The following is a 20,005-nucleotide window of genomic DNA, read 5'->3' on the forward strand; positions in this document are numbered from 1 at the left end:
CGGCCCCGGCGCGCAAACGCTGCCGGAGCCGAGCCCGGTTGAATCCCTCAAGACTCCAGGCAGGCGGTGCGCAGTGAAGATCGTAATGTTGACGGTGCACGAGGCCACATCGGCCCGCAAGGTGGACTTCCATTTCTGGGCCGAGGTGCTGGCCCAAGCGGGGAACCAGGTCGACTTCGTCACCATCGGCATGAGCCCGCTGACCCGGCTCAAGCCCCAGGCCCGCCAGTTCCAGGGGCCGTTCAATACCTGGACCGAAGTCGCGCCGCGGGTGCGCAAGTACCTGTGGCGGCCGCTGTTCCACCCGCTTTCGCTGGGCAAGGCCGCGATCGATGCACTGACCAAACCGTTGTTCGCGCTGTATCCGTCGCTGCTGTCGCACAACCTGCTCGACGGAATATCGGACGTGGACATGTTCATCGTCGAGAACGGCGCCGGCCTGTGCCTGGTGCCGACCCTGGCGCACAAGTTTCCCAGGGCGCGTTTCATCTACAGCGTGTGCGACCGCATCGCCACGCTCCACTATCACCCGATCATCCTGGAGGCCGAACGGGCGGCGATGCCGTTCTTCGACCTGGTCCGCGTCCCGGCCGAGGTGATGGTGGCCGACTATCCCGACGCTCGCAACGTGCAGTACATCGCGCACGGGCTGGACAAGGCACTGTTCGATGGAGCCAGCGTATCGCCCTACCCGCCCAATACGTGCAACGTGGTCAGCGTCGGCGACATGCTGTTCGACGCCCACGCCGTCACCTGCATGGCCCAGTCCTCGCCTGCAGCGACCTTCCACTTGTTCGGCCGCAAGGCCTGCCTGGAGACGGCGCTGCCCAACGTGGTAACCCATGGCGAACGGCCGTTCGCGACGATCGTGCCGTACATCCAGCACGCCGACGCCGGCGTGGCCCCCTACCGCCCCGCGCCCAATGCCGATTACCTAAGCCAGTCGAGCATGAAGATGATGCAGTACACCTACAGCCGCCTGCCGATCGTGGCGCCGGCATTCGCCGCCAACGGCGATCACGTGTCGGTCTACACGCCCGGGGCGGCACACACCATCGCGGCCGCCGTGGACCGTGCACTGCAGTACGACCGCACCAGCATCGACAACAGCGATGTGCTCAGCTGGCAGGGCGTGACCCAGAAGATGCTGGCCCTTGCGATGGCGTCGCCGGCGACCAGCGGGGTCGGGCTGCCCGCACCTGCGCTATCGACGCCGTCGCTTGCGCCGGAACTGGGCATGACCGCCGGCGCCTGATCCGGGCAACGTCGAAGGCAGTGGCAGATGGACCGGCCCCCTGATGCCGGTCCATCTGCGTTTGCCTGCTCCCCCGCCCCGGGGCGTGGCCGCGCGCGGCACTGCGTCATGCACATGGCCGGCATCGGCCTACACTCAGGGCCGGCAGACGTCCCGCGGGCCTGGCGATGGATGCCGATCGCGCGGTGCGGATCTTCATCCGCACCGGCCACATTCATCAGCCTTGGGAGGGGTCATGCTGCAACATTACGGACTTGCGCTGGCACTGGCGTGCGCGGCCATTGCCATCGTGTACGGGATCGTGTCGGCGCGCTGGGTGCTCTCGCGCCCGGCGGGCAACGCACGCATGCAGGAAATCGCCGCCGCAGTGCAGGAAGGCGCGCGCGCCTACCTCAACCGGCAATACCTGACCATCGCCATCGTCGGCGCGGTGCTGTTCGTGCTGGTCGGGGTGTTCCTGAGCTGGCTGACGGCGATCGGCTTCGCGCTGGGCGCGGTGCTGTCCGGCGCGGCCGGCTACATCGGCATGAATGTTTCGGTACGCGCCAACGTGCGCACCGCCGAGGCCGCGCGCCACGGCATCAGCGCGGCGATGGACGTGGCCTTCCGTGGCGGGGCGATCACCGGGATGCTGGTGGTCGGGCTGGGACTGTTCGGCGTGGCCGGGTACTGGGCGGTGCTGACCTACCACCTGGGCGTGGCCCGCGAATCGGCGCTGCACGCGCTGGTCGGGCTGGCGTTCGGCGCGTCGCTGATCTCGATCTTCGCCCGCCTGGGCGGCGGCATCTTCACCAAGGGCGCCGATGTCGGCGCCGACCTGGTCGGCAAGGTCGAGGCCGGCATTCCCGAGGACGACCCGCGCAATCCGGCGGTGATCGCCGACAACGTCGGTGACAACGTGGGCGACTGCGCCGGCATGGCCGCCGACCTGTTCGAGACCTACGCGGTCACCGTGATCGCCACGATGCTGCTGGGCGCACTGATGGCCAGCCAGGCCGGCCCGAACGCGATCCTCTATCCGCTGGTACTGGGCGGGGTGTCGATCATCGCCTCGATCATCGGCGCACTGTTCGTCAAGGTGAAGCCGGGCGGCTCGATCATGGGCGCGCTGTACAAGGGCGTGATCGTCTCGGCGGTGCTGGCGGCCATCGCCTTCTATCCGGTCACCACCGCGCTGATGGGCGACTCGGCCATCGGCGCGCTCCGGCTCTATGGCTGCGCGCTGATCGGGCTGCTGCTCACCGGCGCGATCGTGTGGATCACCGAGTACTACACCGGCACCCAGTACAAGCCGGTGCAGCATGTGGCCTCGGCCTCGACCACCGGCCACGGCACCAACATCATCGCCGGCCTGGGTGTGTCGATGAAATCCACCGCCATGCCGGTGATCGCGGTCTGCGCCGCGATCTGGGGCGCGCAGGCGCTGGGCGGGCTGTACGGCATCGCCATCGCCGCCACGGCGATGCTGTCGATGGCCGGCATGATCGTGGCCCTGGACGCCTATGGGCCGATCACCGACAACGCCGGTGGCATTGCCGAGATGGCCGAGCTGCCGCCGGAAGTGCGTGCGGTCACCGATCCGCTGGACGCGGTCGGCAATACCACCAAGGCGGTGACCAAGGGCTATGCGATCGGCTCGGCCGCGCTGGCCGCGCTGGTGCTGTTTGCCGACTACACCCACAACCTGGCCGCCGCCCATCCGGGTTCGGTCTATACCTTCGACCTGTCCGACCACCGGGTGATCATCGGCCTGCTGATCGGCGGCCTGATCCCGTACCTGTTCGGGGCGATGGCCATGGAAGCGGTCGGGCGCGCGGCCGGCAGCGTGGTCGAGGAAGTGCGCCGCCAGTTCCGCGAGATCCCCGGCATCATGGACGGCAGCGGCAAGCCGCAGTACCACACCGCGGTGGACCTGCTGACCCGCGCGGCGATCCGCGAAATGGTCGTGCCCTCGCTGCTGCCGGTGGTGGTGCCGGTGGTGGTTGGCCTGGTGCTGGGCGCGCAGGCGCTGGGCGGGCTGTTGATCGGCACGATCGTCACCGGATTGTTCGTGGCCATCTCGATGACCACCGGCGGCGGCGCCTGGGACAACGCCAAGAAGTACATCGAAGACGGGCATTTCGGCGGCAAGGGCAGCGAGGCGCACAAGGCCGCGGTCACCGGCGATACGGTCGGCGACCCGTACAAGGACACGGCCGGGCCTGCGATCAACCCGCTGATCAAGATCATCAACATCGTGGCCCTGCTGCTGGTGCCGCTGCTGCCGGCGGCCGGCTGACCGCAACCTGTCATGCCCCATTCCCGATTCGCGATGACCCCGCCAGTCCGGCAGATGATCAAGATCATGAGCATTGATCGCCCTGCCGCTGGTGCTGCCGGCGGCCGGGTGCGCGCAGGACCGCGCGGGAACCGGTTTCCTGACCGGTTCCCGGCGGCCTCCACTGCTGCCCCGCAACAGCCCTGGGCTAGAATGCCGGCCACTTTCACGCATCGACACTGGAGCAGTACATGGGCCTTGGCAGCGTCCCCACCGGCAAGAATCCGCCGGAAGAAATCAACGTGGTCATCGAAATCCCGAAGGATTCCGAGCCGGTGAAGTACGAAGTGGACAAGCAGTCCGGCGCGATCTTCGTCGACCGCATCCTGTCCACGCCCATGCGCTATCCCTGCAATTACGGCTACGTGCCGCACACCCTGTGCGGCGATGGCGACCCGGCCGACGTGCTGGTGGTACTGCCGCTGCCGCTGGTGCCCGGTTCGGTCATCCGCTGCCGCCCGGTCGGGGTGCTGCGCATGAGCGACGAAGCCGGCAGCGACGAGAAGCTGCTGGCCGTGCCGGTGGACAAGGTCTTCAGCGGCTACGCCCACATCAATGACATCGCCCAGGTCAGCGGCCACTGGCTGGAGCGCATCGGCCATTTCTTCGAGCACTACAAGGACCTGGAGAAGGGAAAGTGGGTCAAGCTCGATGGCTGGGGCGGCGCCGAGGAGGCCAAGAAGCTCCTGCTGGAAGCCATCGAGCGCGACGCGCAGCAGAGTCAGCAGTAGGTTTGCGCAGGACGTGGAAGAACAGGCGCCCATTGCGGCGCCTTTTTTGCGCCTGCTCATTGCTGCAGCAGGGCTCGCCGCTCACGTGCGCGGCACGGCTTCAGGATCGCCGGCACCGGCACGCCCGCGATCCAGCATCGGGAACGGCCCGATGGCAACGCTGCGCCGGCACAGGACGATGCTTGCCAAAGAAACAAAATCCGTGCTTGACACGGCGTGCGCGGGCGTGTTTTCCTGCCGGCCTCATGGATACCTCCCGTCCCTCGACCACCCGACTGCAGACCGCGCCGCACGCGGCCGCCGCGCTTGTGCTCGTACTTATCACCTCGCCAGCAGGTGCGGGACGTACGGCCGTGTAAGCAGCAACCACACGAGAATCCTACGAAACCCCGCACTGCGAAGTGCGGGGTTTCGTGCTTTCAGCCCCTGCGAAAAGTTTCACCCCCAACCTTCAAATCCACAGGACTGCCACAGATGACTGCTTCGACCCCCAATCTCCCCCAGCCCACCATCACCATCGTCGGTTACGGCAGCCAGGGTCGCGCGCACGCGCTGAACCTGCGCGAGTCGGGCTTTGATGTGACGGTCGGCCTGCGTCCGGGCGGCCCGACCGAAGCCAAGGCCAAGGCCGATGGCTTCCTGGTCAAGTCGCCGGCCGAGGCGGTCAAGGACGCCGACCTGGTCGCGGTGCTGACCCCGGACATGGTCCAGAAGACCCTGTACTACGACGTGCTGGCGCCGAACATGAAACAGGGCGCGGTGTTGCTGTTCGCCCACGGCCTGAACGTGCATTTCGGCCTGATCGAGCCGCGCGAAGACCTGGACGTGGTCCTGGTCGCGCCCAAGGGTCCTGGCGCGCTGGTGCGTCGCGAATACGAGATCGGCCGCGGCGTGCCGTGCATCTATGCGGTCTACCAGGACCGCAGCGGCAAGGCCGAGCAGTTCGCACTGAGCTACGCCGCCGGCCTGGGCGGGGCCCGCGCCAACCTCATCAAGACCACTTTCAAGGAAGAGACCGAGACCGACCTGTTCGGCGAGCAGGCGGTGCTGTGCGGCGGCGCCTCCTCGCTGGTCCAGGCCGGCTTCGAAACCCTGGTCGAGGCCGGTTACCAGCCGGAAATCGCCTATTACGAAGTGCTGCACGAGCTGAAGCTGATCGTGGACCTGTTCTACGAAGGCGGCATCACCCGGATGCTGGAATTCATCTCCGAGACCGCCCAGTACGGCGACTACGTCAGCGGCCCGCGCGTGATCGACGCGGCCACCAAGGCACGCATGAAGGACATCCTGACCGACATCCAGGACGGCACCTTCACCAAGAACTGGGTCGCCGAATACGAAGCGGGCCTGCCGAACTACAAGAAGTTCAAGCAGGCCGACATGGAGCACCCGATCGAAGTGGTCGGCAAGCAGCTGCGATCCAAGATGGTGTGGCTGGCCGAAAACGCACCCAAGCCCACCTCCCAACAGGCCGCCGCCGCATGAACGCCACCACCGCCACTGCCCCACGCAATGGCGCCCGCTGGATCGCCCACGCCCTGGAAGCCGAAGGGGTCCAGACGATCTTCGGCTACCCGGGCGGCACCATCATGCCGTTCTACGACGCGCTGGTGGATTCAAAACTCAAACACATCCTGGTGCGCCACGAACAGGGTGCCGCGCTGGCCGCCAACGGCTATGCGCGTGCGTCGGGCAAGGTCGGGGTGTGCGTGGCCACCTCCGGCCCGGGCGCGTCGAACCTGGTCACCGGCATCGCCGATGCGATGCTCGATTCGGTGCCGATGGTGTGCCTGACCGGCCAGGTCGCCACGTCCCTGATCGGCACCGATGCCTTCCAGGAGCTGGACGTGTTCGGCATGACCATGCCGATCGTCAAGCACAGTTTCCTGGTGCGCAGGGTCGAAGACCTGCCGCACGTGCTGTCCGAGGCCTTCCGCATTGCCCGCGAAGGCCGTCCCGGCCCGGTCCTGATCGACCTGCCCAAGGACGTGCAGGTCAACGATGCCTCGCACCTGCCCGATCACGTGCCGGCCGCGGTGCAGCCGCCACCGGCTCCGGCCGCGGCAGCCATCGCCGAGGCCCTGGCCGCCATCGCCGGCGCCGAAAAGCCGGTGGTCTACGGCGGCGGCGGCATCGCCCTGGCCGGTGCGGTGGACGCGTTCCGCCAGTTCGTGGAGGCCAGCGGCATCCCGACCGTGCTGACCCTGCGCGGGCTGGGCGCGCTGCCTGCCAACCACGGCAACTACCTGGGCATGCTGGGCATGCACGGCACCCGCGCGGCCAACATGGCGGTGCAGGACAGCGACCTGCTGATCGTGGTCGGCGCGCGTTTCGACGACCGCGCCACCGGCAAGCTGGCCGAATTCGCCCCGTTCGCCCGGGTCATCCACCTGGATGCCGACGCCTACGAGATCTCCAAGCTGCGCACGGCCGACATCGCCATCCCCGGCGATGTGGCCACCGGCCTGCAGGCCCTGACCGGCGCGCGCAGCACCTGCTACGCCTGGAAGGCGCGCTGCGCCAGCAACCGCGAGCGGTTCGGCTTTCGCTACGACGCCCCGGGCACCGACATCTACGCCCCGGCCCTGCTCAAGCGCCTGAGCGAGGTGGCGCCGGCCGACACCATCATCGCCTGCGATGTCGGCCAGCATCAGATGTGGGTGGCCCAGCACTGCAAGTTCAACCATCCGCGCAACCACCTGACCAGCGGCGCGCTGGGCACGATGGGCTTCGGCCTGCCGGCGGCGATGGGCGCGCAGTTCGCCTGCCCGGACCGCACCGTGGTGCTGGTCTCCGGCGACGGCAGTTTCATGATGAACGTGCAGGAGCTGACGACCATCGCCCGCACCCGCATGCCGGTGAAGATCGTGCTGCTGGACAACTCGGCGCTGGGCATGGTCCGTCAGTGGCAGGAGCTGTTCTTCGCCGAGCGCTACAGCGAGATCGACCTGTCCGACAACCCGGACTTTGCCGCGCTGGCCAAGGTGTTCGGCATTCCCGCACGCCGCATCGAGCTGCGCGACCAGGTCGATGACGCCCTGGCCGAACTGCTGGCCACGCCCGGCCCGGCGCTGCTGCACGTGGCCATCGACATCAAGGCCAACGTCTGGCCGCTGGTCCCGCCCAACCACGCCAACAGCGCGATGCTGGAAGCCAATCCGGCCAAGGCCGTCACGGAGCCCACGTCCCATGCAATACCGGCTTGACCTGATCGTGAAACCGGCCGAAGGCGCCCTGGTGCGCGTGATCGGCATGGTCGAGCGTCGCGGCTTCGTCCCGCGCGGCGTGCAGGCCGTGCCGCACGCCGATGGACGCTGGCGCCTGCAGCTGCTGGTGGAAAGCCCGCGCTCGATCGAAACCCTGCGCCACCAGCTGGAAAAGGTCTACGACTGCGAATCGGTCAGCGTCGGCGTGGATGCGCCGGAGCAGGCGGTCACCGGGGCGGCGGCATGAACGCGGTCAAGCCGGGACCGGGGGGGACTCGGGACCCGGGACCCGTAAAAGCGCTCACGTCGCGTCGGAGGCGTCTTCTTCGACCCACAGCGGCGCCATCCCGGCGCAGCCGGTCCCGCAACGCGCGCAGGGTGCTCGTCCGCCTCTGCCGTGGCGCTCCCGTTCCCGCTCGCCGGTCCGGCCGTCGTGTCTGACGCGCCGCGCCCCGCGCAGGAACCGGACGTAGCCGGTGCCCTCCCGGTGGCCGTGGCCGCCATGCCGGCCGCACCGGCATGCGCGCGCCGCGCCGCCGACACCCGGTTGCACCGAGATCGCACCGATGCGGCCGTGACCGCGCCGCGGCCCGCCATGCCGTGGCCAGCGCCGACACATCGGTCGCGATGCGGCATCATCGCCCGCCACGGCCCCCGCCAGGCATGCACCCGGCGTCCTCCCGACATCACCGCCCCGCACCAGACACCACGCCGCCCCGCCGCCGCCAGGACGGCCGAAGCCGTAGAGGAATCCATCGCATGAGCACCAACACAGACAACGTACGCATTTTCGACACCACCCTGCGCGACGGCGAGCAGTCCCCCGGTTGCAGCATGTCGCCGCAGCAGAAGCTGGTCATGGCCCGCGCCCTGGCCGAGCTGGGCGTGGACATCATCGAGACCGGCTTCCCGGCCAGCTCGCAGTCCGACCGCGAAGCCATGGCCCTGATCGCGCGCGAAATCCGCAGCCCGACCCTGGCGGTGCTCTCGCGCTGCCTGCCTGGCGACATCGAGGCCTCGCTGCGCACGCTGGAGGCCGCCGCCCGGCCGCGCCTGCACCTGTTCCTGTCCACCAGCCCGCTGCATCGCGACCACAAGCTGCGCATGACCCGCGAGCAGGTGCTGGAATCGGTGGACCGGCACGTGCGCCTGGGCCGGGCCAGCGTTGACGATGTCGAGTTCTCGCCCGAGGACGCCACCCGCACCGAGGAGGACTTCCTGGCCGAAGTGGTCAAGGTCGCCATCGCCGCCGGCGCCACCACGATCAACCTGCCCGACACGGTGGGCTTCACCACGCCGGAGGAGATCCGCGGCATGTTCTCGCGCCTGATCGCCACCGTCCCGGGCGCCAGGGACGTGATCTTCAGCACCCACTGCCACAACGACCTGGGGCTGGCCGTGGCCAACTCGCTGGCCGCCATCGAGGGCGGCGCGCGCCAGGTGGAAGGCTCGATCAACGGCATCGGCGAGCGCGCCGGCAACTGCGCCATCGAGGAACTGGTGATGGCGCTGAAGGTACGCAACGCGTTCTACCGGCTGGACACGCGCGTGGATACGCGCCGCATCGTGCCCACCTCGCAGCTGCTGCAGCGCCTGGTCGGCATGCCGGTCCAGCGCAATAAGGCGATCGTCGGCGCCAACGCGTTCGCGCACGAGTCCGGCATCCACCAGCACGGCATGCTGCGCCACAGCGGTACCTACGAGATCATGCGTCCGCAGGACGTGGGCTGGCCGGACACGCAGATGGTGCTGGGCCGTCACAGCGGCCGTGCCGCGGTCGAGGCACGCCTGCGCGCGCTGGGCTACCTGCTGGAGGAAGACGAGCTGAAGCTGGTGTTCGAGCAGTTCAAGGCACTGTGCGAAAAGCAGCGCGTGGTCAACGATTCGGACCTGCAGACCCTGATGCAGGATGCCAGCGTGAGCCAGGGCTATCGGCTGGCGTCGATGACCATTTCCGATGTCGGCGGCCGCGCCAACGCCTTGGTGGAGCTGTCCGATCCGGAAGGCAAGCGCGTGTCAGAAACCGCGCAGGGCAACGGCCCGGTCGACGCCCTGTTCGGCGCGCTGTCCTCGGCCACCGGCGTGCAGATGACCCTGGACAGCTACCAGGTGCACAGCGTGGGCATCGGCACCGATGCGCGCGGCGAAGCCAGCCTGTCGGTGCGCGCCGAAGGCGTGGAGTACGAGGGCACCGGCACCGCGGCGGACATCATCGAAGCCAGCGCGCTGGCCTGGCTGGACGTGGCCAACCGCCTGCTGCGCCAGCGCCAGGCCAGCCCCGCGCGGTCCGAAACCGCCGCCGCCTGAGCCCGCCACGCGCATGACCGCCCGCGCCGGATCGACCACGTTCAGTGCCAGCCAGTCCCCGAGCGTGCGCCTGGTCGCGCGCCCGGCCATTTCCGATTCCAAGCAAGGCCATCCGCAATGAGCCCAGCCCCAGCTCCCCGTACACTTTTTGACAAACTGTGGGACGCGCACGTCGTCGTGCCCGAAAGCGACAGCGCACCTGCGGTGCTGTACATCGACCTGCACCTGATCCACGAAGTCACCTCGCCGCAGGCCTTCACCGAACTGCGCGCGCGCGGCATCGCGCCGCGCCGTCCGGACCGGACCAAGGCGACGATGGACCATTCCACCCCGACCCTGCCGCGCGACGCCGATGGCCGCCTGCCCTACTCCAGCGCCGCCGCCGAGAAGCAGGTCCAGACACTGGAAGCCAACTGCGCCCAGTACGGCATCGAGCTGTTCGACATGGGCTCGGACAACCGCGGCATCGTCCACGTGATCGCGCCGGAACAGGGCTTCACCCAGCCGGGCATGACCATCGTCTGCGGCGACAGCCACACCTCCACCCATGGCGCGTTCGGCGCGCTGGCCTTCGGCATCGGCACCAGCGAAGTCGGCCATGTACTGGCCACCCAGTGCCTGCTGCAGCGCAAGCCCAGGACCATGTCGATCACCGTCGAGGGGCCGCTGGCCCCCGGCGTGGGCGCCAAGGACGTGGCGCTGCACATCATCGGCACGATCGGGGTCAACGGCGGCACCGGCCACGTGCTGGAATTCCGCGGCTCCACCATCGAGGCGATGGACATGGAGCAGCGCATGACCCTGTGCAACATGTCCATCGAAGCCGGCGCGCGCGCCGGCATGGTGGCCCCGGACCAGGTGACCTTCGACTACATGGCGGCCACCCCGCGCGGGCCCAAGGGCGCCGACTTCGATGCCGCGGTCGCCTACTGGAAGACCCTGCGCAGCGATGACGGCGCGCACTTCGATGCGCAGGTGGCGATCGATGCCAGCGACATCCGCCCGACCCTGACCTGGGGCACCCATCCGGGCACGGCGATCGCCATCGACGCGCCGATCCCGGCCGCCCACGATGCCGCCGCGCGCAAGGGCCTTGCCTACATGGGCTTCGATGCAGGCCACCCCGTGGCCGGCGCCAGGGTCGATGTGGTCTTTGTCGGCTCCTGCACCAACGGCCGCCTGCGCGACATGCGCGATGTCGCGCGCGTGCTGGCCGGACGCAAGGTCGCCGACGGCGTGCGCATGCTGGTGGTGCCAGGGTCGGAAATCGTCAAGCGCCAGGCCGAGGCCGAGGGCATCGATGCCATCGTGCGCGCCGCCGGTGCGCAGTGGCGCGAGCCCGGCTGCTCGATGTGCATCGCCATGAACGGCGATCTGGTCGCGCCGGGCGAGCTGGCCGTGTCCACCTCCAACCGCAATTTCGAAGGCCGCCAGGGCCCGGGCTCGCGCACCGTGCTGGCCTCGCCGCTGAGCGCGGCGTGGTCGGCGGTCCAGGGCCGGGTGGCCGATGTCCGTGAATTCTTTGCAGCAACCCCGCAGAAGGAAGTGGCCTGATGCCCAGCCCCGAAACCAGCCAGGCCGCCAGCATGGCCTTCACCGCCACCGTGGCCAGCGCCCTGGCCCGCAGCATCCGCGACACCCCGCTGCGTCCGCGCGCCGAGTGCGCGCCCCAGGCGCTGCCCACTGCGGAAGTCACCGACGTCCCGGCCGAGTTCGCGCTGGACGACGGCGAGGAGGCGGCGTGATGACCACCCTGTCGCCACCCCTGTCGCAGAACCCGGCCATCCAGGCCCGGACCGTTCAGATCAGCTCGCGGTCGGTGGTCCTGCGCTCGACCAACATCGATACCGACCAGATCATCCCGGCGCGCTTTCTGTCCACCACCGAGCGCGCCGGCCTGGGCCGGTTTGCGTTCAACGACTGGCGCTGGATCTCCGAGGGCGTGCCGAACCCGGAATTTGCCTTCAACCGGCCGGAAAACGCCGGCCGCCAGATCCTGCTGGCCGGGCGCAATTTCGGCTGCGGTTCCTCGCGCGAACACGCGCCTTGGGCGCTGACCGACCTGGGCCTCAAGGCGGTGGTCTCCAGCGAGATCGCCGACATCTTCCGCGGCAACAGCCTCAAGAACGGCCTGCTGCCAGTGGTCCTGGACGAGGCCGACGTGCAGACACTGATGCAGCGACCGGACGATGAACTGACCATCGACGTGGCCGCACGCGAGCTGCGCACGCCCGATGGCCGCATCTACACCTTCCCGCTGGACGGGTTTTCGCAGACCTGCCTGCTGGAAGGCGTCGACCAGCTCGGCTACCTGCTGGCCCGCGCCCCCGACATCGCACGCTACGAGGCAACCCATGCACGCTGACATCGTCGTCCTGCCCGGTGACGGCATCGGCCCGGAGGTGGCCGCCGCCGCGGTCACCGTCCTCAAGGCCGTGGCCAGCCGCTACGGCCACAGCTTCACCTTTACCGAGCACGACATCGGCGGCATCGCCATTGATCGCCATGGCGTGCCGCTGCCCGAGTCCACCACCGCCGCCTGTCAGCAGGCCGACGCGGTGCTGCTGGGCGCGGTCGGCGGGCCCAAGTGGTCCGATCCAGGCGCCAGGGTGCGGCCCGAGCAGGGCCTGCTGGCGATCCGCAAGGCGCTGGGGCTGTTCGCCAACCTGCGCCCGGTGCGTCCGCACGCCGCCGCGCTGGATGCCTCGCCGATCAAGCCGCACCTGCTGACCGGGGTGGACATCATGGTGGTGCGCGAGCTCACCGGCGGCATCTACTTCGGCGAAAAAACCCGCACCGCCGAGGCGGCCAGCGACCTGTGCAGCTACTCGGTGGCCGAGATCGAGCGCGTGCTGCGCAGCGCCTTCGCCCTGGCCAGGGCCCGCCGCGGCAAGCTCACTTCGGTGGACAAGGCCAACGTGCTGGAAACCTCGCGCCTGTGGCGCGAGGTGGCCACGCGCATCGGCCGCGAGGAATTTGCCGAGGTCGAACTGGAACACCAGCTGGTCGACTCGATGGCCATGCACCTGCTGGCCAAGCCGCGCGAGTACGACGTGATCGTGACCGAAAACATGTTCGGCGACATCCTCACCGACGAGGCCTCGATGCTGGCCGGCTCGCTGGGCCTGCTGCCGTCGGCCTCGCTGGGGCCCGATGGCACGCTTGCGCACCGTCCTATCGACGGTGCGCGTGCCGCCGGGCGCCCGGCCATGGATGGCCGGGCCGGGGTCTCTTCAAGCGACGCAAGCCGCGCCACGGACGGCAGCAGGAAACTGCGGATGGGCATCTACGAGCCGATCCATGGTTCGGCCCCGGACATCGCCGGCAAGGGCATTGCCAACCCCTACGCCACCATCCTGTCGGCGGCGATGCTGCTGCGTCATTCGCTGGGGCTGGAAGCGGAGGCCCAGTGCATCGAGCGCGCCGTCGATGCCGCGCTGGATGCCCACGCCTTCACCGCCGACCTGGCCGGCACAGGCAAGGCCCTGTCCACCGCGCAGGCCGTGGAGGTCGTGCTGGAACAGCTGGAGACTTCCTGCTTCGTGGCCGAGCTGCGCGATTGACCCGGCCGCCGGCGGCCAGGCCGCCGGCGCCTGGGGGACAAGCTGACAGGGCGATGACGGGCGCGCCAGCCGGGGGCGTGAGGCTGTAAATATCGAACCGCCTAGTCTAGTATTGACCCATGGCTGAGCACGCCCCCGATTCCAGGACCGCCGATCCGGACCGCACCGCCCGTGCGCCGTCCGGCCCCGGCCGTCCCAAGGATCTGGCCAAGCGCGCCGCCATCCTGCAGGCAGCCAAGGCCCTGTTCGCCCGCGAAGGCTTTGCCGGGGTCAGCATGGACCGCATCGCCGCCGAGGCCGGGGTGTCCAAGCTGACCGTCTACAGCCATTTCGGCGACAAGGAATCGCTGTTTTCCGAGTCGGTGCGCATCCTGTGCGAGGACATGCTGCCGGACGAATTCTTCAAGGTGCAGGCCGATGGCACCCTGCGCGGCCAGCTGCGCCACATCGCCGAAGGCTTTTTTGGCCTGATCGTCAGCGATGAGGCCATCCGCACCCACCGGATCATGGTGACCCCGGGCCAGGCCGACCAGAGCCTGCGCCGGATCTTCTGGGAAGCCGGCCCCAAGCGCACCCACGACAGTTTTGTCGCGTTCCTGCGCACGGCCGTGGATGAAGGGCACCTGGAGATCGACGACCTCGACTGCGCGGCCAAGCAGTTCTTCACCCTGCTCAAAGGCGAGCTGTACAGCCGGATGATGTGCGGGGTCTGCGACCAGCCCGATGCCGACGAAGTGTCCGCCCACCTGGATGCCACCGTCGAGATGTTCCTGCGCGCCTATGCCCCGCGCTGACATGACCGCGTGCCTGAACCTCGGCCTGGCCATGGCCTGCGGTCCGATGACTTCCGGCACTGCGCCCGTCGCGCGGTGCGGCACCATCCTGCCCATGCCCGACCCGCCTGGCATGGCTAGAATGCCCGGCGCTGCGCTCCCAACACCCCCTTCGAAGCACACCCATGACGATTGATTACGCCCAAGCCCGCGAGAACATGGTCGAACAGCAGATCCGCCCGTGGGACGTGCTGGACAACCGTGTCCTGGAAACCCTGGCGACCCTGCCGCGCGAGGCGTTCGTGCCTGCCGCCTACCGCGCGCTGGCCTATGCCGACCTGGAGCTTCCGCTGGGCCATGGCCAGCACATGATGAAGCCGGTGGTCGAAGGCCGCGCCCTGCAGGCGCTGGAAGTGCAGCCAGGCGAGGACGTGCTGGAAATCGGCACCGGCAGCGGCTTCCTGACCGCCTGCCTGGCCGAGATGGGCCGCGAGGTGGTCAGCCTGGAGCTGTACCCGGAGCTGGCTGCGCAGGCGCGCGCCAACCTGGACAGCACCGGCCTGGGCAGCAACGTGCGGATCGAGACCGCCGATGCGATGACCTGGACGGCGCAGCGCCAGTTCGACGTGGTCTGCGTCACCGGCGCGGTCGACAGCCTGCCGCCCGGCTTCCTGCAGTGGCTGCGCCCGGGCGGGCGCCTGTTCATGGTGTGCGGCCGCTCGCCGGTGATGGAAGCGATGCTGGTGCACAACCAGGCGTCCGGCCCGAACTTCCAGTCGCTGTTCGAAACCGACCTGGCCTATCTGGTCGGCGCCGAACCGGTCGCGAAATTCGTTTTTTAAGCATTGCAACCCTTCAAGGAAAGCCCCTAGATGATCCGTCTTCCCCTCGTTCTCGCAATCGCGTTGGCGCTGCCATCGACCGCCTCGGCGGCCGACCTGATGCAGACCTACGAAATGGCCCGCAACGGCGACCCGACCCTGGCCCAGGCAGAGGCCGGCCGGCTGGCGCAGAAGGAAGGTGTGGTCCAGGCCCGTGCCACCCTGCTGCCGCAGGTCAGCGGGACCGCCTCGCTGGGGCGCTCCAGCGCCAAGGTCACCGATGGCGGCGACTGGATCGACAGCCCGCGTTCGCGCGACTACAGCGTCGGCGTCAGCCAGACCCTGGTGAACTTCGGCTCCTACGCCACCGTCCGCGCCCAGCGCGCGCTGAGCCAGTCGGCGGATTTCGATCTGGAATCGGCCAATGACTCGCTGATCACCCGCACCTCGGCGGCCTACTTCAACGTGCTGATCGCGATCGAAACGCTGGCCTCGGCCGAAGCGGCCGAAGCGGCCTTCCAGAAGCAATTCGATTACGCGCAAAAGCGTCTGGACGTGGGCCTGGCCCCGATCACCGACGTGCACGAAGCCCGCGCCTCCTACGACAGCGCGCGCGCCACGGTCATCACCCAGCGCAACGCGCTCAAGGACGCCTACGAGGCGCTGGCCGAGATCACCGGCCAGCCGGTTGCCAACCTGCGCGGCCTGCCGGACGACTTCAAGCCACAGCTGCCGTCCGAATACGGCGCCGACGGCTGGGTCGATACCGCCGTCGCCCAGAACCCATCGCTGAAGTCCCTGCAGCTGCAGGTCCAGTCGGCCGAAGCCGGCGTCGCCGGCGCCCGCGCCGGTCACCTGCCGACCCTGAGCCTCAACGGCAGCTACGGTCGCAGCGCCAGCTGGGGCGGCGACACCGACACCAGTCTGGACGGCACCAACCGCCGCGGCGAATATGACTCGCGCGCGGTGAGCCTGTCGCTGAACGTGCCGATCTTCTCCGGCGGCGCGGTCCAGTCGCAGGTGCGCCAGGCCATCGCCCAGCGCGATTCGGCCCAGGATGCCTACGAGCAGCAGCGCCGCGCGGTGGTACGCAACACCCGCAACGCCTACCAGGTGCTGGAAGCGGGCATCAGCGAGATCGAGGCTCGCCGCTCCGCCCTGATCTCGGCCCGCAGCGCCTACGACGCCTCGCAGGTTGGCCTGGAAGTGGGGACCCGCACCGTCCTGGACGTGCTGACCAACCAGAACAACCTGGTCTCGGCCCAGCAGCAGTACTCGCTGGCCAAGTACAACTTCCTGCAGAACCGCCTGCTGCTGGAAGCCGCCGCCGGCACCCTGGACGCAGCCGACCTGCGCGACGTCAACGCCCTGCTCAGCGCCGATGCCAATGCCCGCCTGAACAGCACCGACATGCAGGCCATCGGCACCCCACGCGCGCAGTAGCGGGCCGTCGAGCCGCAGACGAAAGCACCCCGCTTGAAGCAGCTGTTTTTTTGCGCTCCCGCGCAGGGCGCACAGGTCAGGCCGACAGGTCGCTGCCACTGGCTGCGGGAAGCGCCGGCGGAACCTCGGCTTCGCCCAGGCTGACATGGGCGCGCGGGAACCACAGGGTCATCACCGTGCCCACGCCCACCGCGCTGTCCACATCGATGAAACCGCCAGCCTGGCGCATCAGTGCGTAGACCTGGGCCAGGCCCAGCCCGGTACCGCGGCCTTCGGGCTTGGTGGTGAAATAGGGCTCGAACAGCCGCGACATCGCGGCCTGGTCCATGCCGCTGCCGGTGTCGGCCACCGACAGGGTCACATAGTCGCCGGCCGCGCGCAGGTGGGTCGCCCAGTCCTGGCTGACCTGGCCCTGGTCGCAGCGCAGGGTGATGCGGCCAGTGCCCCCGCAGGCGTCGCGGGCGTTGATGCACAGGTTCATCACCGCCTGGCCGACGCTGTGCCGGTCGGCGATCACCGGGAATGGCTGCGACTGCCGTTCGACCACCAGTTGCAGGTCCGGCGCCAGGCTCTGCTGCATCAGCTCGGCCATTTCCAGCGCCACCTCCTGCAGATCCATCGGCTCGGCGCGCACTGGATGCTGGCGGGCGAAGCCGAGCAGCCGCTTGGCCACCGCAGTCGCATGCCCCAGCGCCTCGTTGCCGCGCCCAAGCAGCTTGCGCTGGATCGGAGTCAAGGTCTCCGGAGCGTCGGTGACCATGCTGATGGCGGCCACCGCGGTCTGCAGCATGTTGTTGAAATCGTGGGCGATCCCGGCCACCAGCTGGCCCACCGCCTCGCCCTTCTGCGCCTGCATGGCGGTGTGTTCGGCCATGGCCCGGGCGGCCTCGGCAATGTCGCGTTGTTGCAGCGCGGCCAGCTCCAGGTGACGGCGGCGCTCGCTGATGACCTGGGCCTGGGTCAGGGTGGCTTCCAGGTATTGGTTGTGCTGGCTGGCGGCCATGACCTGGCTTTCGGCACCCTGCAGCTGCGAAGACAGGCTGGCGTTGAGCGTGCGCAGGGCCTGCTCGACACGGCGCATTTCGGTGATGTCGCGACCGACCACCACCAGCGACTCGACCCGCCCGGCGGCGTCGCTGAGCGGGGCGATGGACACCGACCACTGGCGCTGGGCCCCACGCAGCGTGGTCAGGGTTCCCGTGTATTGGCTGGACTGGCCTTCCAGCCCGCGCCGCAGGGCCTGGTGCACCACCGGATGCAGGGCCGGTGGCCAGAAGTCCTGCCAGGCCCGGTGCAGTACATCGCTGCGCTCGAAGGCCTGCAGCAGGTCCAGGCCATGGCGGTTGACCGAGGCAATCCGGCCGGTCGCGTCCAGCTCCAGGATGCAGTCCTCGGAGAGCTCGATGATCTGGCGGTAGTGGTCGCCCGGTGACATCTGACGCCATTGTAGGGGCAAGCGATGACAGACACGCACGGGTCACTCCGATTTCACGCCGCCGCTGGCAGGCTCGGGCTGTCCTTTGTCTCCGGTACTCCCATGTCCACCGCCACCATGCCCATGATCCTCGTCGTCGAGGACGATCAGGGCGCCAGGGAGATCGCCGCCATGATCCTGGAAGCCGAGGGCTACCGCGTGCTGGCCGCCAATGGCGGCATGCAGGCCCTGGACCTGCTCTCCGGCAGCGAACAGGTGGACCTGATCTTCAGCGACATCAACATGCCCGGTGGCATGGATGGCATCCAGTTGGCGCGCCGCATCGCCGATCTGGCTGGCCAGCTCCCAGTGGTCCTGACCTCGGGGCATTCGCTCAACAGCTTCCGCGACTTCCCCACCAACGCCGCATTCCTGGCCAAGCCCTACAACCGTCAGGCACTGCTGGGCGCGATGCGCCAGCACCTGTCGGCCTGACAGGCAACAAGGCAGGGCGAGGCCCGGCTCCCATGACGGCGCCGGCGCAAACGTCTACGCTCCCGGCGCCAGGAGGGGGATGATCTGGATGATGACGGTTGACCCGGCGCGCCGGCGCCTGCTGCTGCCCAATCTGCTGCGTGGTTTTGTGCTGACGGTGTGCCTGGTGTTTGCCGGTGCCGAATACTGGCATGGCCTGGAGACCCGCGCGGAAGCCCGCGCCCAGATCCAGCTCGATGCCGCCAACCTGGCCCGCGCGGTCAGCCAGCATGCCGAGGACTCCTTCCAGCTGGCCGATGCCACCTTGTCGGGCATTGCCGAACGGCTGCACGTCTACGGCACCGGGCCAGGCAACCTGGAATCGCTGAGCCGCTACATGCGCCGGGAAGCGGCGCGGTCCCCACGCATCCACGCGCTGTACGTCTACGACGCCAGCGGCAACTGGATCGCCTCCTCGCTGGCGACGCTACCGGCGAGCAAGAACAACAGTGACCGCGCCTACTTCCGCCATCATCGGGAGGTGGACGATGGCTTGTCATGGCTGGGGCCACCGGTGCGCAGTCGCACCGACAACAGCTGGATCATCACGCTCACCCGCCGCTACAACGATGCCCGGGGCCGATTCAGCGGCGTGGTCCTGGCCAGCATCCGCTCGCGCTATTTTTCCGATTATTACCGCGGCTTCGAACTCGGCAGGGAAGGCGCCGTGGCGCTGGTCAACGAGGCGGGCATCGTCTGTGCCCGGGCGCCAAACGATGAAGCCAACGTTGGCCGCGACCTGTCCAACACGATGCTGTTCGCCGACATCAAGGCCGCGCGCAGCGGGACGCTCACCTATGTCTCGCCGGTGGACAGGATGCGCCGGATCAGCGGCTTCCACCACGCCGACCACTTTCCCCTGATCGCCGTGGCCGCGCTGTCCGAATACGAAGCGCTGGCCGCCTGGCGGCGCTCGATGCGCACCCACGCGCTCCTGACCCTGGTCACCATCGCGCTGCTGGCGGTGCTGGGCGAATGGCTGCGGCGGCAGCTGCTCGCACGCCAGGCGGTGCAGGACCAGCTCGAAGCCTTGGCCCGGACCGACAGCCTGACCGGCCTGGCCAACCGCCGTGCGCTGGATGAATACCTGGCCGACGCCTGGCCACGGGCATTGCGCGAAAGCGCGCCGCTGGGCCTGCTGCTGGTGGACATCGACCACTTCAAGGCGTTCAACGACACCTACGGCCACCAGGCCGGCGATGCCTGCCTGCGTCAGGTGGCCGAGGCAGTCAAGCACTGCGCGCGTCGGCACGGCGACATGGCCGCCCGCTATGGCGGCGAAGAACTGGCCCTGGTGCTGCCCGGCTGCGACAGCAATACCGTGCGCGAGCTGGCCGAGGCGGTCTGCCGCAACGTGCGCGCGCTGGGCATCCCACACGCGGAGAGCTACACCGCGCCGGTGGTCACCATCAGTGTCGGTGGCGCCTCGCTGTGGCCGGCCCGCATGGGCGCCGAAGAAGGCCCGGCCAGCCTGGTCAAACTGGCCGACCTGGCGCTCTACGACGCCAAGGCCGGCGGCCGCAACCGTGCCGCAGTGCGGAGCTGAGCGCAGGCTCGCGCTCGCTGGAGGGTACGCCGCGCTGGATCCGGAATCGCGCGGCACTTCGACAATCTGCACCGCCACGCCGATCCAGGTGCTGG

17 protein-coding genes are annotated in these 20,005 nt (G+C 68.8%); 16 read left to right on the plus strand and 1 reads right to left on the minus strand.

All coding sequences use genetic code 11. The features are described from left to right. Positions 1–73: 73 nt before the first annotated feature. From D9R12_RS02745 to D9R12_RS02810, 14 genes are all read left to right on the plus strand, one after another. Positions 74–1,255, plus strand: coding sequence for a GumK N-terminal domain-containing glycosyltransferase (locus tag D9R12_RS02745; RefSeq protein ID WP_147475041.1), 1,182 nt, complete (start codon positions 74–76; stop codon positions 1,253–1,255). Between the two features lie 235 nt (positions 1,256–1,490). Then, entirely contained in the window at positions 1,491–3,533 is a 2,043-nt protein-coding gene (locus tag D9R12_RS02750; RefSeq protein ID WP_122227769.1) for a sodium-translocating pyrophosphatase, read from the plus strand. A gap of 230 nt (positions 3,534–3,763) precedes the next feature. Beyond that, positions 3,764–4,303, plus strand: coding sequence for an inorganic diphosphatase (gene ppa / locus D9R12_RS02755; RefSeq protein ID WP_014161553.1), 540 nt, complete (start codon positions 3,764–3,766; stop codon positions 4,301–4,303). 474 nt (positions 4,304–4,777) lie between these two features. Then, the gene (ilvC, locus tag D9R12_RS02760) at positions 4,778–5,788 is read left to right on the plus strand and encodes a ketol-acid reductoisomerase (protein ID WP_122227772.1); all 1,011 of its coding nucleotides are present in this window, start codon (positions 4,778–4,780) and stop codon (positions 5,786–5,788) included. Beyond that, positions 5,785–7,509 (plus strand): acetolactate synthase 2 catalytic subunit, encoded by a 1,725-nt coding sequence (gene ilvG / locus D9R12_RS02765; protein ID WP_122227775.1) that lies wholly within the window; start codon positions 5,785–5,787, stop codon positions 7,507–7,509. The genes ilvC and ilvG overlap by 4 nt, the downstream gene beginning before the upstream one ends. Next, the gene (locus D9R12_RS02770) at positions 7,493–7,756 is read left to right on the plus strand and encodes an ACT domain-containing protein (protein ID WP_014161557.1); all 264 of its coding nucleotides are present in this window, start codon (positions 7,493–7,495) and stop codon (positions 7,754–7,756) included. Before ilvG ends, D9R12_RS02770 begins: the two co-directional genes overlap by 17 nt. Positions 7,757–8,268: 512 nt before the next feature. Then, positions 8,269–9,816 (plus strand): 2-isopropylmalate synthase, encoded by a 1,548-nt coding sequence (locus D9R12_RS02775; RefSeq protein ID WP_122227779.1) that lies wholly within the window; start codon positions 8,269–8,271, stop codon positions 9,814–9,816. Between the two features lie 117 nt (positions 9,817–9,933). Continuing rightward, positions 9,934–11,370: a 3-isopropylmalate dehydratase large subunit gene (leuC, locus tag D9R12_RS02780; protein ID WP_122227782.1), complete on the plus strand. Its 1,437-nt coding sequence runs from the start codon at positions 9,934–9,936 to the stop codon at positions 11,368–11,370. Beyond that, complete coding sequence (locus tag D9R12_RS02785; protein WP_014161561.1) at positions 11,370–11,561, plus strand: hypothetical protein; 192 nt, start codon at positions 11,370–11,372, stop codon at positions 11,559–11,561. The genes leuC and D9R12_RS02785 overlap by 1 nt, the downstream gene beginning before the upstream one ends. Continuing rightward, on the plus strand, positions 11,561–12,181 hold the full coding sequence (leuD, locus tag D9R12_RS02790) for a 3-isopropylmalate dehydratase small subunit (RefSeq protein ID WP_122227785.1): 621 nt from the start codon (positions 11,561–11,563) through the stop codon (positions 12,179–12,181). Before D9R12_RS02785 ends, leuD begins: the two co-directional genes overlap by 1 nt. Continuing rightward, on the plus strand, positions 12,171–13,379 hold the full coding sequence (gene leuB / locus D9R12_RS02795) for a 3-isopropylmalate dehydrogenase (RefSeq protein WP_122227788.1): 1,209 nt from the start codon (positions 12,171–12,173) through the stop codon (positions 13,377–13,379). Before leuD ends, leuB begins: the two co-directional genes overlap by 11 nt. A gap of 119 nt (positions 13,380–13,498) precedes the next feature. Then, entirely contained in the window at positions 13,499–14,173 is a 675-nt protein-coding gene (locus D9R12_RS02800) for a TetR/AcrR family transcriptional regulator (RefSeq protein WP_122227791.1), read from the plus strand. A gap of 164 nt (positions 14,174–14,337) precedes the next feature. Continuing rightward, positions 14,338–14,994: a protein-L-isoaspartate O-methyltransferase family protein gene (locus tag D9R12_RS02805; RefSeq protein WP_122227795.1), complete on the plus strand. Its 657-nt coding sequence runs from the start codon at positions 14,338–14,340 to the stop codon at positions 14,992–14,994. Between the two features lie 30 nt (positions 14,995–15,024). Next, entirely contained in the window at positions 15,025–16,416 is a 1,392-nt protein-coding gene (locus tag D9R12_RS02810) for a TolC family outer membrane protein (RefSeq protein WP_014161566.1), read from the plus strand. Between the two features lie 76 nt (positions 16,417–16,492). Here D9R12_RS02810 and D9R12_RS02815 read toward each other — a convergent pair whose 3' ends face one another. Then, a complete protein-coding gene (locus tag D9R12_RS02815; protein WP_014161567.1) occupies positions 16,493–17,851 on the minus strand; it encodes a two-component system sensor histidine kinase NtrB in 1,359 nt (452 codons plus the stop codon). Between the two features lie 102 nt (positions 17,852–17,953). On the opposite strand from D9R12_RS02815, the gene D9R12_RS02820 reads away from it, so the two are divergent. Next, positions 17,954–18,325 carry a response regulator gene (locus D9R12_RS02820; protein WP_014161568.1) on the plus strand — a complete coding sequence of 124 codons (372 nt, stop codon included), beginning with the start codon at positions 17,954–17,956 and terminating at the stop codon, positions 18,323–18,325. A 91-nt stretch (positions 18,326–18,416) separates the two neighbouring features. Beyond that, positions 18,417–19,910, plus strand: a complete 1,494-nt coding sequence (locus D9R12_RS02825) for a GGDEF domain-containing protein (protein WP_170159117.1) — start codon at positions 18,417–18,419, stop codon at positions 19,908–19,910. Positions 19,911–20,005: the final 95 nt, after the last annotated feature.

It is taken from the genome of Pseudoxanthomonas spadix, assembly GCF_003703395.1.
Taxonomy (GTDB): Bacteria; Pseudomonadota; Gammaproteobacteria; order Xanthomonadales; family Xanthomonadaceae; genus Pseudoxanthomonas_A; species Pseudoxanthomonas_A spadix.